Annotated in this window: 17 protein-coding genes; 10 read left to right on the top strand and 7 right to left on the bottom strand. The window is 30.6% G+C overall.

The features are described from left to right. Positions 1 to 1,194, bottom strand: coding sequence for an aromatic ring-hydroxylating dioxygenase subunit alpha (locus tag AC5SL9_RS04440; protein ID WP_018414292.1), 1,194 nt, complete (start codon positions 1,192 to 1,194; stop codon positions 1 to 3). A 100-nt stretch (positions 1,195 to 1,294) separates the two neighbouring features. Between AC5SL9_RS04440 and AC5SL9_RS04445 the strand changes: the two genes are divergently transcribed. The 3 genes from AC5SL9_RS04445 to AC5SL9_RS04455 all read left to right on the top strand — a co-directional run bounded on the left by AC5SL9_RS04445 (position 1,295) and on the right by AC5SL9_RS04455 (position 4,069). Next, positions 1,295 to 2,023, top strand: coding sequence for a methylenetetrahydrofolate reductase (locus AC5SL9_RS04445; RefSeq protein ID WP_006998018.1), 729 nt, complete (start codon positions 1,295 to 1,297; stop codon positions 2,021 to 2,023). Continuing rightward, complete coding sequence (locus AC5SL9_RS04450; protein WP_006998017.1) at positions 2,016 to 3,374, top strand: glycine cleavage T C-terminal barrel domain-containing protein; 1,359 nt, start codon at positions 2,016 to 2,018, stop codon at positions 3,372 to 3,374. The genes AC5SL9_RS04445 and AC5SL9_RS04450 overlap by 8 nt, the downstream gene beginning before the upstream one ends. A 149-nt stretch (positions 3,375 to 3,523) precedes the next feature. Next, positions 3,524 to 4,069 (top strand): hypothetical protein, encoded by a 546-nt coding sequence (locus tag AC5SL9_RS04455; protein ID WP_006998016.1) that lies wholly within the window; start codon positions 3,524 to 3,526, stop codon positions 4,067 to 4,069. Here AC5SL9_RS04455 and AC5SL9_RS04460 read toward each other — a convergent pair. Genes AC5SL9_RS04460 through AC5SL9_RS04475 form a run of 4 tightly spaced genes read right to left on the bottom strand, consistent with a single transcriptional unit; the run spans position 4,066 to position 7,463 of the window. Next, positions 4,066 to 4,236, bottom strand: a complete 171-nt coding sequence (locus AC5SL9_RS04460) for a hypothetical protein (RefSeq protein ID WP_006998015.1) — start codon at positions 4,234 to 4,236, stop codon at positions 4,066 to 4,068. The genes AC5SL9_RS04455 and AC5SL9_RS04460 overlap by 4 nt on opposite strands. After that, entirely contained in the window at positions 4,229 to 4,837 is a 609-nt protein-coding gene (locus tag AC5SL9_RS04465) for a DUF3726 domain-containing protein (protein WP_494573878.1), read from the bottom strand. Before AC5SL9_RS04465 ends, AC5SL9_RS04460 begins: the two co-directional genes overlap by 8 nt. A gap of 5 nt (positions 4,838 to 4,842) precedes the next feature. Further along, positions 4,843 to 6,495 carry a hypothetical protein gene (locus tag AC5SL9_RS04470; RefSeq protein ID WP_006998013.1) on the bottom strand — a complete coding sequence of 551 codons (1,653 nt, stop codon included), beginning with the start codon at positions 6,493 to 6,495 and terminating at the stop codon, positions 4,843 to 4,845. Continuing rightward, positions 6,492 to 7,463, bottom strand: a complete 972-nt coding sequence (locus AC5SL9_RS04475) for a membrane dipeptidase (RefSeq protein ID WP_006998012.1) — start codon at positions 7,461 to 7,463, stop codon at positions 6,492 to 6,494. The genes AC5SL9_RS04470 and AC5SL9_RS04475 overlap by 4 nt, the downstream gene beginning before the upstream one ends. Positions 7,464 to 7,577: 114 nt before the next feature. Between AC5SL9_RS04475 and purE the strand changes: the two genes are divergently transcribed. The 4 genes from purE to AC5SL9_RS04495 all read left to right on the top strand — a co-directional run bounded on the left by purE (position 7,578) and on the right by AC5SL9_RS04495 (position 9,929). Continuing rightward, on the top strand, positions 7,578 to 8,069 hold the full coding sequence (gene purE, locus AC5SL9_RS04480) for a 5-(carboxyamino)imidazole ribonucleotide mutase (protein ID WP_006998011.1): 492 nt from the start codon (positions 7,578 to 7,580) through the stop codon (positions 8,067 to 8,069). A gap of 9 nt (positions 8,070 to 8,078) precedes the next feature. Beyond that, positions 8,079 to 9,125: a 5-(carboxyamino)imidazole ribonucleotide synthase gene (locus AC5SL9_RS04485; protein ID WP_006998010.1), complete on the top strand. Its 1,047-nt coding sequence runs from the start codon at positions 8,079 to 8,081 to the stop codon at positions 9,123 to 9,125. 11 nt (positions 9,126 to 9,136) lie between these two features. After that, the gene (locus AC5SL9_RS04490; protein WP_018414294.1) at positions 9,137 to 9,604 is read left to right on the top strand and encodes a GNAT family N-acetyltransferase; all 468 of its coding nucleotides are present in this window, start codon (positions 9,137 to 9,139) and stop codon (positions 9,602 to 9,604) included. 118 nt (positions 9,605 to 9,722) lie between these two features. Next, a complete protein-coding gene (locus AC5SL9_RS04495) occupies positions 9,723 to 9,929 on the top strand; it encodes a cold-shock protein (RefSeq protein WP_006998008.1) in 207 nt (68 codons plus the stop codon). A gap of 81 nt (positions 9,930 to 10,010) precedes the next feature. Here the strand turns inward: AC5SL9_RS04495 and AC5SL9_RS04500 are convergent, their stop codons facing one another. Further along, positions 10,011 to 10,769, bottom strand: a complete 759-nt coding sequence (locus tag AC5SL9_RS04500; protein WP_006998007.1) for an alpha/beta fold hydrolase — start codon at positions 10,767 to 10,769, stop codon at positions 10,011 to 10,013. Positions 10,770 to 10,828: 59 nt separating this feature from the next. Here AC5SL9_RS04500 and AC5SL9_RS04505 point away from each other — a divergent pair, with 59 nt between their 5' ends. The 3 genes from AC5SL9_RS04505 to AC5SL9_RS04515 are packed head-to-tail and all read left to right on the top strand — an operon-like array spanning position 10,829 to position 12,404. Continuing rightward, positions 10,829 to 11,176, top strand: a complete 348-nt coding sequence (locus AC5SL9_RS04505) for a cupin domain-containing protein (protein WP_006998006.1) — start codon at positions 10,829 to 10,831, stop codon at positions 11,174 to 11,176. A gap of 37 nt (positions 11,177 to 11,213) precedes the next feature. Then, positions 11,214 to 11,960 carry an aspartate/glutamate racemase family protein gene (locus AC5SL9_RS04510; protein WP_494573879.1) on the top strand — a complete coding sequence of 249 codons (747 nt, stop codon included), beginning with the start codon at positions 11,214 to 11,216 and terminating at the stop codon, positions 11,958 to 11,960. 3 nt (positions 11,961 to 11,963) lie between these two features. Next, a complete protein-coding gene (locus tag AC5SL9_RS04515; RefSeq protein ID WP_006998004.1) occupies positions 11,964 to 12,404 on the top strand; it encodes a hypothetical protein in 441 nt (146 codons plus the stop codon). On the opposite strand, the gene AC5SL9_RS04520 is transcribed toward AC5SL9_RS04515, so the two are convergent. Continuing rightward, the gene (locus tag AC5SL9_RS04520; RefSeq protein WP_006998003.1) at positions 12,394 to 12,705 is read right to left on the bottom strand and encodes a hypothetical protein; all 312 of its coding nucleotides are present in this window, start codon (positions 12,703 to 12,705) and stop codon (positions 12,394 to 12,396) included. The genes AC5SL9_RS04515 and AC5SL9_RS04520 overlap by 11 nt on opposite strands. Positions 12,706 to 12,794 lie beyond the last annotated feature (89 nt).

Below are 12,794 nucleotides of genomic sequence, written 5' to 3' on the forward strand. Positions count from 1 at the left end.
TTAAACTAAGTTTGTTGCAACCCATTTATGAAATTCATGTGTAGGGTTATCCATTACGGGTGAAAAATTCCCACCATTATATACGGGTGAATTTCTACCTTCTTGCATACCCTCAATAGCTTTTATGTCCTCAATCATTACTTCTTTCCAAAATTCTGCATTTTTTTTTCTCATCTCAGTAAACTCAGAACCATTTGCACTATCATCACCAACATAATACATCATTAAGTGCTCTTTAGTTTCACTAATAGACTTAGGTTCTAACCAAAAAACATAAAAATGGTCTACATGAAGCCCAATCATTACATTTGGAAATAAAGCGATATACTCAGCCTTTTTGAATAAGTCTTTAGGCCAATTTGGAAAATTATTGAAACTTTGATTTCCTTTAACAGGTTGATCATATTTATTTGTTCCTTGGCCAGCAAATCTATTTGGTAAACCTTGAATATGGTAATGATCACTAATATTTGAAACTTTATTTAATTCAGGATGTATCCAAGGCAAGTGATAACTTTCACAGTAATTCTCTATTGCAAACTTCCAATTACACTTAACATCAAGACTGAAGTATCCATGATCTTTTGAGTGCTTAAGTAATTTTTGATCTTCCTTAGATATAAATTTTGACCATCTTTCTTCGAGAGGCTTGATATATTCATCAAACTCTAATTCATTACTATTTATATTGATAAATATTATATCCATCCAAATTCTGGTTTTAACCTCTTTTAAATTGCTCGATGATTTATTGAATTTTTCTGTCTCATGAACATTTAGGCCTCCTATGTGAGGTGTCGCAACCAACTTTCCATCAAAATCGTAGGACCAGGAGTGGTATGGACATCTTAAGACATTTTTCAAAGCACAAGCCTCATCTAAAAGCTTGAAGCCTCTATGGCTACAGACATTGTGAAATACCCTTATTTTTTTCTCTTTATCTCTTAAAATAATAAGAGGGATGCCTAGTAAATTATAAGGTTGAGCATCTCCTACATTTGGCACAGAACTTCCAACGCCAATCACCGTCCATTTATCCTTGAAAATCCTCTCTCTTTCAATGCTTAGATAATCAGAGCTAGTGTAGCACTCGTTTGGTAGGCCATGGGCTTTCTCGATGGGGTTCCCAACCACTCTAATTTTTTCCAAGTCCAAGATTTTTGAAAGTTGAAGATTTTTAAGATTTTCAGACATTAAAAAAAATTATCACCAGCACAATTTTTGGCAACAAATATTTTATCCACAAGATGAATTTCTTTGACAGCATATACAAAAAAGATAATCATCAGGAAAAATGAATTTTTCACTTGAGGTTGGACCTCAAACAGATCTTAATACACTGCCTCCCGTTAAGGATGTTTATGTAACTATGCTTCCAGGAGGAGACTATAAAGAGACAGCTAACCAAACAGCGGCGTTAGTTAAAAAAGGATTTAATCCAGTTCCACATTTTCCAGCACGATCAATTACGGATGATGCTCAGCTTAAAGATTACATTGTAAGATGTAAAGATGTGGGTGCTAAACAAGCTTTAGTTATTGGAGGAAGTAGAGAGCCAGTTGGAAAATTTGATAGTTCAATTCAAATTTTAGAAACAGGATTTTTTGATGGAATTAAAATAGGAATAGCAGGACATCCAGAGGGAAGTCAGGATATTTCTGATAAAGAATTAGAAAAAGCTATGATAGATAAAAAACCTTACGCCGACTATATAGTGACCCAGTGGTTATTAGAAAGTCAACCTATCGTAGATTTCATTTCTAAGCAGTCAGTACCAGTGCATGTAGGAATTACTGGGCCAATGAAAATAACTAGCTTAATTAAATTTGCTAATATTGTCGGGGCGAAAAATTCTATAAATTTTCTTAAGTCTAATTTTAGTAAGGCATTAGATTTATTGAAACCTAAAGACCCTAATGAATTAATTGGGAAAGTGAAAGAGTTTACTGGTAACTTCCACATTTATACATTCGGCGGCTTGAAGGAAACTAACAAGTGGTTGAAGGAGAACGGTTATGTCTAATGAATTTGACTATACTAAACTAAATCATGTGACTTCAGTTGATCAATCAGATCGTGAAGTACCATACAACTTAAGACAGAGTGGACCTACAAAAGTTGAAATGTTAATTTCAACAAGAGTAAGAAAATCCCCATACTGGCATCTATCAATGGAAGCTGGTTGTTGGAGAGCAACTGTTTACAATCGTATTTATCACCCAAGAGGTTATGTAAAACCTGAAGATGGTGGAGCGATGGTTGAGTATGAAGCAATTAAAAATCACGTTACAATGTGGAACGTTGCTGTTGAAAGACAAATTAGAGTTAAAGGTCCGGATGCAGAAAAGTTTACTGACTACGTTATAACTAGAGATGCAACTAAAATCTCACCCATGAGAGCAAGATATGTAATTTTATGTAATGCTTATGGTGGTGTTTTAAATGATCCTATTCTTCTTAGAATTTCAAAAGATGAATTTTGGTTCTCACTATCAGACTCTGATATTGGAATGTATCTTCAAGGTGTTAACGCTGATGGAAGATTTGATTGTACAATTGAAGAAATTGATGTTTGCCCAGTGCAAATTCAAGGACCTAAATCAAAAGCTTTAATGAAGGATCTTATTGGAGATCAAGTGGATCTAGATAACATGCCTTTCTATGGTTTAGCTGAAGCAAAAGTTGGTGGCAGAAGTTGTGTTATTTCACAATCTGGTTTCTCAGGTGAAGCTGGATATGAAATCTACTTAAGAGAGGCAACTAAATACGCTGATGATATGTGGAATGCTGTTCTTGAAGCTGGAAAAAAACATAGCCTAATGGTTATAGCCCCTGCTCACCACAGAAGAATTCAAGCTGGAATTCTTTCTTGGGGACAAGATATGGATCATCAACACAATCCTTTCCAGTGTAACCTTGGTTACCAAGTATCACTATCAGGTAAAGGCGAGTGGAATAAAAAAGCTGACTATGTTGGAAAAGCTGCATTAGAGAAAATGGGTGCAGATCTTAAGGCTGGTCAAAAACCTTACAAACTTCAGTTAGTAGGTCTTGAGTTGGGCGGAAAACCAATTGAAGAATATGCTCCTGACTTTTGGTTAGTGTCACCTGAGAGTGGTGGAGATCCTGTAGGATTTATCACATCACCTTGGTATCACCCTGAAAAAGGTCAAAATATAGCAATGGGATATGTGCCATTTGATGGAACATTAAATGCTAATGGTTTCCCAAAAGGTAAAGTTGGAACTAAGTACAAAGTTCACTTACCTGCTAAATATTCTGACACACCAGGAACGCCTGTTGATGCTGTGGTAGTGGATATTCCATTTACAGAATCGTTTAACGCAAACACAAGAGAAGTCGTTAAAGGTTAAATTAATTATTTGGGGGAGTTTAATTCTCCCCCACTAATAATGACAAAATCATTCCTAATCGTAATTTGCATAATAATAATAATTGCTTTAATACTCTTTCCACTATTTGTTTCTTACAAAGCTCAGAAAAATAGTAAAAAAAATAAATAATGTTTGGTCAATTTTTAAATATAGTTGTTCGGTCTATTAAATTAGATAAATCTCTTTACAAAGATAATAAGAACTTTGGTGAAGCTGCAATATATTTTGCGGGCCTTATCATGATACTAGACGGGTTAGCAGGAGCTGTTGCAGCAAACACTGTTATTAAAACTGCTGTTGCAATGTCTGGTTTAACTGCCATTCTTACTTGGTTTGTATGGGGACTATTTATTTATGTGATCGGTGTAAAATTATTTCCAGATAAAGATACTAAAGTTTCATTTAAAAAAGTTTTAACAGCTGTTGGGTTTGCTCATGCACCAGGGCTTTTAAGATTTTTTGCTGTAACACCAGATTTAATGATCCCAATTATATTTTTAACTCAGTTCTGGATATTTGCTGGATTAATCATTTCAACAAAACAAGTTTTAAATCTAAAGTCTAATTTTAAATCATTTGGAATAGTCTTTTTAGCTTTTTTAATAATTGCTTTTCTTTCAATATCTTTTGTAATGAGCAAAATGAATGCTTTGCCTATAAGCAATATCAGTTAAATTGGAAATATAGTTTTTGAAAGCTTACAAGAATTACAGGTTTTAAATCCTGTTAAAATTAAATTTTGAGAAACACTCGGGTCTTCTTTTTTACACTCTTCACAAAAATTATCTAATTGAAGAACTTCTTCATCATTATTATCTTGATCATCAAAATCTTTAGTCATTATCAGTAAGGCCAGCTCCTGCTCCACCTTGTTTTAAGCTTTCATTTTCTTCAACAAACGTTTCTTCTGAAAGCTTATAAAGCTCATTCCATTCTTTTTCTTCAAACGAGTCTCTGTTTTCTAAAACTTTTAAATAAATATTTTCAGCAGATTCAATAATTTCGTTTTTAGTGTAATTAGAATAAATATTATTATTAAAGTTTAATAAAAACTCCCTGTCATCCATTTTTAAAAATATTCTTTTACCGATTACCTCAGCTGCTCTACTTACAAATGGTAGGAAAAGTAATGGATATGAGACTTTTTTAAACGTTATCTCATTTAAAGTTTCTAGAGTTTTAATCTGATCTAAAAAATTTACCCCTGCGATTATTGGGCAATATTCATTTTTACCAGCCTCATTGTCTTGCTTTATGATGCTGATATTCTCTAACCTTATTTTTTTTTTCTTAAAAAAACTATTTAAGTTTTTAATTCCAGGCAAACTAAAAATTTCGAGTAGTCTTATATTTTTTCCAATCTCTTCTGCAATCCCCCATGAATATCCTGCAGCTCTACTTGATCTTTTAGAAACTGTATCTATTTCGCTTAATGATCTCATGATGATTAATTATAAACCCAATGTTCATCATAGTTTTTTAATTGCTCTGGTAGGGGTGCTCCTTGAAACATACATATTCTTAGCCACTTATCAGAACGTGGATCAAATTTTAATGCTCCAAAAAAAGATAATTTTAGTCTCAACATATCAATAGGCATTATTTCTTGGCCAATAGTATTGTCTTGTATTTCAGAATAAGGAAATTTCTCTACTATAAATGCTCTTCTTACAACGTGTCTTAACTCATTATTGGTTGATAAAAATTTAGCAATAGTCCAACTATTTTTAGCAACCGTTAACGATTCATAAAGTTTTTTAATATCTCTTGCAATTGCTAAGGGTTGCTCTAACTCAGCACCCACTTCATCAAATCTATTTGCTAGTCTTGGTTCCTCTTTATTTTTTGAGATAAACCAAAAATTTAAATTATTTTCATCTTTGGTAAAATCTATTGTTAAGATATCTGGATATTTTTTTTCTAAAATTAGCTTTAAGTCTTCTACCGTTCGCTCAGTTGGAATATTGAAATATTTTTCTTCTTCAGAGCTCATTTCTTTAATTAACGGGGACGTTATATCATCATAAGGTTCCATCATCATTGAGACGACATATTCAATGCATTCTTCACAATATTTTTTTTCTAAATACAGATATAATTCGTTAAAGGCATAATCTTGCTCAAAATCAAATTCATTATCTAGATAGACAATAAATTCATTAAGATCTTTCAATAAAGATTTAATCTTATTTATTTGATATTTACTTTCAGTATTCCAAGAAGTGATATTCTTTATTGATTTTTTTAAACATTCTAAAAATAAGTTTTTATCTTTCTCTGATATTGTTTTTATCTCTCTTATTTTTTTTAAAGAAATTTCTCTTGCTGAAATCCAGTTATTTAAAAGAGTTGGATGATTAACAATAAATGGAGCCATTCCAAGACCTGTAGAATTTCCTATTCCTAAACCTTTACAAATATTTATATCAAGATTTACAGCTTTTTTTGGATTCTTACTTTTTGCAACGTGATTAACTTGATCAAAAGTAAATTGTCTTACCAGATAAACCAACATCATTTCCAATCTAAATGGACCATATATTTCTTCTCGGTCTTTAATTCTAAATCTGTCTGCTAAGCCAAATTTACCTGACCCATAAACTGCTGTGGTTCTATATAAATAACCAACACTAGTTAACAAATCATTATCAGGCTGCTTACCTTCGCTTAAACATTCAACCACATGATTGAAAACTCTTACTGATTTATTAGCTCTTGAAAGAGTTAATTCTTTATAAGAAAGTCTGCCAAATTCTTGTTTTGGTACTTCGTTTTTTAATCTTTCAATATCTTGTTTTTTTGGAACACCATCAAAAAGTGTGAAGGCTGCATCCCATTTGGTAGCTATAACTCTATCTGATCTTTCATTATCATCTAATTCATTTGCAAAACAAATTAATGAATACACTCTATTTTTTTTCTTAAATGAATAAACTGCAGTACCATAACCATGTTCGTTTAATTCAAATAAATCTCTTTTGTAATCCCAATCCTTAAACTCTTTTAAAAAACTTCTTAAAAATGAAAGTTTAGATTGATGAAAAGACCCAAGTCTTGATAGCTTCATTACTACATTGGGATCTCTTAAAGAAATATTCATTGATTCATTTCTTTGTAAAAATTGTACCAGTTGTTTCCAAGAATTCCATTTACTTCACTTTCTGAAAAACCAACTTTTTTAAGTCCTATCTCTAAGTTTTCAAATCCTCTTGCATCTTTAAACCAATCAGGTTGTTTTGGAAAACCAGGTTTGTTTTTAGACCCTTCTCCATAATTTTTGCTTTTAGTCCAAGTACCATTTCTCATCCACTCAACAATAGTATCTGGTTGGTTTAAACAAAGATCTGAACCTATTCCAATTTTTTCAACTCCCATAATCTCAGCAGTCTTAGCTGTCATTTCACAAAAGCTTTCCAAAGAACAATCTGTTCCATCTTTTAAATGGTGAGGATATAAAGATAGACCCAACATTCCTTTGTGTTTGGATAAAATTTTTAATAGTTCGTTTGATTTGTTTCTCTTAGCTGGGTGCCAAAATGATGGATTTGCATGAGTTATTGCAATTGGTTTTTCACTTATCTCAATTGCATCAATTGTACTTTTTTCTGCTGAATGAGACATGTCTATTACAAGACCTAATCTATTCATCTCTTTAATTACCTCTTTACCAAAATTAGTAACCCCACTATCTATTGCTTCATAACATCCCGTCGCTAGTAAGGACTGATTATTATAAGTAAGCTGCATAAACCTACATCCTAAATCATAAACTTTTTCAACCAATCCAATATCATCTTCTATAGGTGAACAATTTTGAAAACCAAAAAAAACTGCAGTTTTATTTTCAGATTTAGCTTTTTCAATATCTTTAAAACTTTTACCGTGAAAAATTAAGTCGGAATTTTCTGAAAAGTGATTTTCCCAATTTTTTAATACCGTTTTTAGCTCATCAAAATCTTCGTGGTAAACAATAGTTACATGGATTGCATCCAGTCCTGCTTGTTTATTGATCTGAAAAATTTCTCTAGACCAGTTACAATATTGTAAATTATCAATTTTAAAATTCATTGTGATCTTCTTTGTTTTAAAGAATACCAATAAGATAGATAAATTCTATTAATTTTATTGAAATTTTAGGCTTAATTTGAAATAACAATTTACGTTAGAATAAAATTACAACAAATGGCTAAAAATAAATTAAACAAAGTATCAATTGTTATGGGTAGTCAATCTGACTACAAAACCATGACATTTTGTCAAAATATTCTTAAAAAATTAAACATAAAATTTGAAACAAAAATAATATCAGCTCATAGAACCCCTAAAAGAATGTATGAATTTGCTATTAATGCTGAAAAAAATGGTATTGCAGTAATTATTGCTGGAGCTGGTGGATCTGCACATTTACCAGGAATGATTTCAGCCCTTACTTCTCTACCGGTACTAGGTGTTCCAATTGAAAGTAAAAAGCTGAAAGGTCTTGATAGTCTTCTATCCATTGCACAAATGCCAAAAGGAATACCTGTTGGAACATTAGCAATTGGAGAAGATGGTGCAATTAATGCTGCCTTATTAGCTGCATCTATTATTGGTCTTAGTGATTTAACTGTTAAGAGAAAATTAAATCAGTTTCGTTTAAATCAAAGCAAATCTGTTAAAAAAAAACCCAAATAGTTGTAAAATATGTCTAAACCAATTCTTGGAATTATAGGGGGAGGTCAGTTAGGTAGTATGCTTGCTATTGCTGCAAATAAACTTGAAATTAAAACAGTTATTTTTTGCAATGATATTGATGCTCCTGCCCAAAATTTTTCTAATGATTTTGTACAAGGTGAATATAATGATAAAAACAAGATTAATGAGTTTTTGAGTAAAGTTGATGTTGTAACTTATGAATTTGAAAATATTCCCTATGAAACATTAAATGAAATTAATAAAATAAAACCTGTTTTACCAAAACCTTCTGTAAATAGAATAATTCAGCATAGATTAGCAGAAAAAGATTTTATCAATAATCTAAATATAAGAACTACAAGATATGTATCTATTGAAAAAAAATCTGAAATAGATTCTGTTGAAGATTTATTACCTGGTATACTCAAAACTACTACATTAGGATATGATGGCAAAGGTCAACACCCTATTAACAGTTTAGAAAATTTAGACTCAATTGATGTTGATTATTCAAAAGGTTATATTTTAGAAAAATTAGTAAAATTAAAAAAAGAAATTTCAATAATCATTACTAGGTTTGGTATTCAAAAATATGAAATTTATGAACCCATTGAAAATGAACATGAAGATCAAATCTTAAGAAATTCTAAAATTCCAGCAGAGATTAGTGATAAAATATTAGAACAATCAAAACTATGGGCTACAACAATTGCAGAAGAATTAAAATATGTTGGAACTTTGTGTGTTGAGTTTTTCATTGACAGGAATGATAACCTTTATGTAAATGAAATTGCACCAAGAGTTCATAACTCAGGGCATCTAACAATTAATGCGTATAATGTAAGTCAATTTGAAAATCATGTAAGAGCAGTTTGTAAACTAGAGCAAATACCTCTTAAAAAAATATCCAATGCAATGATGACAAATATAATTGGAGATCAAATTACTAATTACAGAAATAAAGAACACAATGAAAATGAATTTTTCTTTGATTATCTTAAAAAAGAAATTAAACCAAAAAGAAAAATGGGGCACCTAACAACTCTTCTTAAGTAGATATTACTCATATGCTAAAATCAATCGAAGGAAATTTTGATAATCCAGAAGTTCATGAGCTACTTATAAAGCATTTCATTGAGTTAAGATCTGTGTCACCTGAAGGTAGTGCTCACGTACTTGATATAGCTGGATTAAAAGATCCAACTATTAAATTTTGGAGCCTGTGGGAAGAAAATAACCTAATGGGAAGTGGCGCATTAAAATTCCTAGATAATGAACATGGTGAATTCAAATCTATAAGGGTTAGTGACAACTTTAGAGGTAAAGGAAATGGTACAAAAGTCATAAATCATCTAATTAATGAGGCAAAAAAACTTAATATTAAAAGATTAAGTTTAGAAACAGGTGCTGGTGAGTTCTTTTTAAATGCCAGAAAACTATTTAGTAAGTGTGGTTTTGAGCCCTGCGAGCCCTTCTCTCATTATAAAAAAGATATCAACTCTATTTATATGACCATGCTAATAAGCAACAAATAAGTCTTTAATTATTTATTCTTTTAAATTTAGTTGACAAAACCTCAATAAATCTAAACAAAGCGTGAATTACTTAATTATAAGTAATAAAAGTAACACAATAAAAAGTAAGAAGATAAATATGAGTCTACAAGGAAAAGTAAAATGGTTCAATCCAACTAAAGGTTTTGGTTTTATTGAAAGAGAAGATAAAGAAAAAGATGTATTCGTTCACGTTTCAGCTGTTAGAGATGCTGGTATGAACGGTTTAGATGAAGGTCAAGCTTTGACTTTTGAAGTTGAAGATGGTCCAAAAGGTCCTTCAGCGGTAAATTTAAAAACTGCATAATATTCACACTTTCTATTGGCTGCGATTTTTTAATTAAATTAATTTTTTAATTATTTAGCTAAATATTTCAGCCAATACCAATCAGTTTTTTTTAAGAAATTCACTCACTATTGTATTAAATTCATCTGGCTTCTCTAAATGAACATTGTGAGAGCAGCCATTAACTATTCTAAGATCACTATTTATAATATTTTCTTTTAAAGTTTCTACTTGGTTGAAGTTATAGGCTTTGTCTTGATCTCCCCAAATTATCAAAGTTTCGTTCTTAATATTTTTTAAATTTTCAATACCACTCCAATTTTTCATAGCAACAAGAGCATTGTCCGCAGCCTCTAAAGAAGTTTGTTTACCCGCTTCTTCACATAAATAAAAATATTTAGATTTATCCTCTTCAATGAACCATGTTTTTGCAATTCTATAAGCTGTATTATCCAGTCCATTAGTTTTTAGTTTGTCTCTGGAAGCATCTATGGTTTCAAACCTGCCAGGTATATTTCCTCTTGGTCCTGTGCCATAACAAATTAACTTTAATATTTTTTCACCTGCTAACTTTGCCATTTCTTGCACAATCATGCCACCCATTGAGTGACCTAATAAATAAAAACGTTCTATTTTCTTTTTTTCTAAACTTGTCAATATAGATTTAGCCATACCTTCAATTGAATTATATGAGTTAACTTTATTACTTTTTCCAAAACCGGGTAATGCTGGTGCCAAAACTCTAAAATTCTTTTTAAAAAAGTCAGTTTGCAAAGTCCACATCTCAGATGATCCTAAAAAACCATGCACTAACACTAGTGGAGTGCCACTTCCCATATCTTCAATAAATATATCTTGCATATTTATATTTTATTAATAATCATCGAATATAACAATTTAATAATAAGTAACTAACAAGTATGACAAATAGAAAAATAACTGACCTTTATGATGTTGAATTCACTCCATTTGATAATTATGGGGTTGTTGTGCCTGGAATGAGTTGGCATAAAATTAGCTATAATAAAGAAAATGGTGGTAATGGAACTTATCTTTTAAAGATGGAACCAAATGCTAAAAGTTTGCCCCATGTGCATACAGGCTTTGAGGAATTTTTGATGTTAGAAGGTGAATTAACTGATCCAGATAATAAAGTTTTTAAAAAAGGTGATTTTGTTACTTTTGAACCAGGCTCTACACACTCATCCTTTACTAAAGATGGTTGCTTAATTTTAGTTTTTATGAGAGGTATCAACAAACCTCTTTAAGGAATTATTAAATAAATTTAATAGAAAATATATATTTATGATTGGAATTTTAGGCGGAATGGGAACTCAAGCGGGACTTGATTTTTGCAATAAACTCGCAATGTTAAATAGAGGAAAAAGTGATCAAGAATACCCTTTATTCTTGCTTTATAACAAATCAAATATTCCTGGAAGACCAGAATCTATTGGTGTTCAAACTAAATCATTATCTACAATTCCAAGAAACTCAAAAAATACAAAAAAATATAATAGAGTTTTAAAAAGTTTGTTAGATGGATGTAAATCATTAGAAAAAAGTGGGTGCAAATTTATTGTTATACCCTGTAACACTGCACACTATTGGTATGAAGATTTAAAGAAAAAAATCAAGATACCGATCATTAACATGCCTAAAGAAGTTTTTATACAAACAAAAAAAAGTTGTAAAAAAAATTCTAAAATTGGACTTCTTGCAACAGAGGGAACTTTAAAAACTGAGATTTATGATAAAATTTTTAAAAAGGATTATGTATTGATTAAACCTTTAAGTAATTTACAAACAAGTTCAGTAAACAAAACAATCAAACATGTAAAAATGGGCAATATAAAACTAGCAGAAAAAACTATTAAGCCTGCAATTAAATATTTAATCAAACAAAAATGTAAAAAAATAATACTTGGCTGCACTGAGATACCTATTGCAATTTTTGCATATAAATCTTTACAAAATGCTAAAGTTTCAAAATTGTACCTTGATCCTAATTTAATATTAGCCAACTCCTGTATGGCAAAATATAAAAAATAGATAATGAATATAAAAGTCAAAAAACCATATGTTATATATATGGCTGAAATTATTTACTCCTACGTTTCTATTGAAAAAAATAAAGATCCGGAGCTTGATGTAAAACAAGCTATTAATAAATTCATGGAAACTAATGAGTTTATAAAATTAAGCACTGGTGCATTACATGACGAATGGTTTGGTGAATTAAAAAAAAATGAGTATCTAGACAAAGATACTGGAAATAAAATACCAGATGAAACCATTAAACTTTTAGAAATTCAAAAAGATATGACTATTAAAAATTTAATTAAAATTCCTAAACTTTACGAGACTGAAAACAATACTCTCATCGAAGCATCAAATAGAGCACAACAATTTTTATGGCGTATGTGTGAAAGTTATGAACTGTGGTGTAAAGAAACTGGGCAATCAGAGCAGCTATTATTAGGTATTACTGATTAGCTAATTGAATAATTTTACTTGTTTTTTCTATTCTACTTTTGACTAAAGCAAAAAACTCTTCTTGGCTTTCTTCTTCTTCAACTTTTAATTTTTTATCCTCTACAAAGCTTTTAATATTTTCAGTAGGAGACTTACCAGTAATTTCTTTAACTGCTTGATTAGAACCATATGAAAGGCCAGCTTGATAGATATTACCAGAGCTAGCTAATGTATAAGCAGGTCCTAATAAAGCTGCACTTTGCACACAACCATTAAGAAAAAATAACAAAAATAATCCAGCAATTATTTTATTTAAAATCATTATACTCCTACCTAATCCTAAGTATTTATAAGTACAACTCAAGAGAGAAAGTGTTCATTTTGGATATTAATCTCTAATATTGATATAAA

This window comes from Candidatus Pelagibacter sp. PS_37, from assembly GCF_059417825.1.

What these genes read in the sequence shown, in the direction of transcription:
- AC5SL9_RS04510 (WP_494573879.1), top strand. Translation starts at nt 11,214, where the DNA reads ATGATTGGAATTTTAGGCGGAATGGGAACTCAAGCGGGACTTGATTTT.
- AC5SL9_RS04460 (WP_006998015.1), bottom strand. Translation starts at nt 4,236, where the DNA reads ATGACTAAAGATTTTGATGATCAAGATAATAATGATGAAGAAGTTCTT.
- AC5SL9_RS04495 (WP_006998008.1), top strand. Translation starts at nt 9,723, where the DNA reads ATGAGTCTACAAGGAAAAGTAAAATGGTTCAATCCAACTAAAGGTTTT.
- purE (WP_006998011.1), top strand. Translation starts at nt 7,578, where the DNA reads ATGGCTAAAAATAAATTAAACAAAGTATCAATTGTTATGGGTAGTCAA.
- AC5SL9_RS04450 (WP_006998017.1), top strand. Translation starts at nt 2,016, where the DNA reads ATGTCTAATGAATTTGACTATACTAAACTAAATCATGTGACTTCAGTT.
- AC5SL9_RS04490 (WP_018414294.1), top strand. Translation starts at nt 9,137, where the DNA reads ATGCTAAAATCAATCGAAGGAAATTTTGATAATCCAGAAGTTCATGAG.
- AC5SL9_RS04500 (WP_006998007.1), bottom strand. Translation starts at nt 10,769, where the DNA reads ATGCAAGATATATTTATTGAAGATATGGGAAGTGGCACTCCACTAGTG.
- AC5SL9_RS04470 (WP_006998013.1), bottom strand. Translation starts at nt 6,495, where the DNA reads ATGAATATTTCTTTAAGAGATCCCAATGTAGTAATGAAGCTATCAAGA.
- AC5SL9_RS04475 (WP_006998012.1), bottom strand. Translation starts at nt 7,463, where the DNA reads ATGAATTTTAAAATTGATAATTTACAATATTGTAACTGGTCTAGAGAA.
- AC5SL9_RS04520 (WP_006998003.1), bottom strand. Translation starts at nt 12,705, where the DNA reads ATGATTTTAAATAAAATAATTGCTGGATTATTTTTGTTATTTTTTCTT.
- AC5SL9_RS04485 (WP_006998010.1), top strand. Translation starts at nt 8,079, where the DNA reads ATGTCTAAACCAATTCTTGGAATTATAGGGGGAGGTCAGTTAGGTAGT.
- AC5SL9_RS04505 (WP_006998006.1), top strand. Translation starts at nt 10,829, where the DNA reads ATGACAAATAGAAAAATAACTGACCTTTATGATGTTGAATTCACTCCA.
- AC5SL9_RS04440 (WP_018414292.1), bottom strand. Translation starts at nt 1,194, where the DNA reads ATGTCTGAAAATCTTAAAAATCTTCAACTTTCAAAAATCTTGGACTTG.
- AC5SL9_RS04465 (WP_494573878.1), bottom strand. Translation starts at nt 4,837, where the DNA reads ATGAGATCATTAAGCGAAATAGATACAGTTTCTAAAAGATCAAGTAGA.
- AC5SL9_RS04445 (WP_006998018.1), top strand. Translation starts at nt 1,295, where the DNA reads ATGAATTTTTCACTTGAGGTTGGACCTCAAACAGATCTTAATACACTG.
- AC5SL9_RS04455 (WP_006998016.1), top strand. Translation starts at nt 3,524, where the DNA reads ATGTTTGGTCAATTTTTAAATATAGTTGTTCGGTCTATTAAATTAGAT.
- AC5SL9_RS04515 (WP_006998004.1), top strand. Translation starts at nt 11,964, where the DNA reads ATGAATATAAAAGTCAAAAAACCATATGTTATATATATGGCTGAAATT.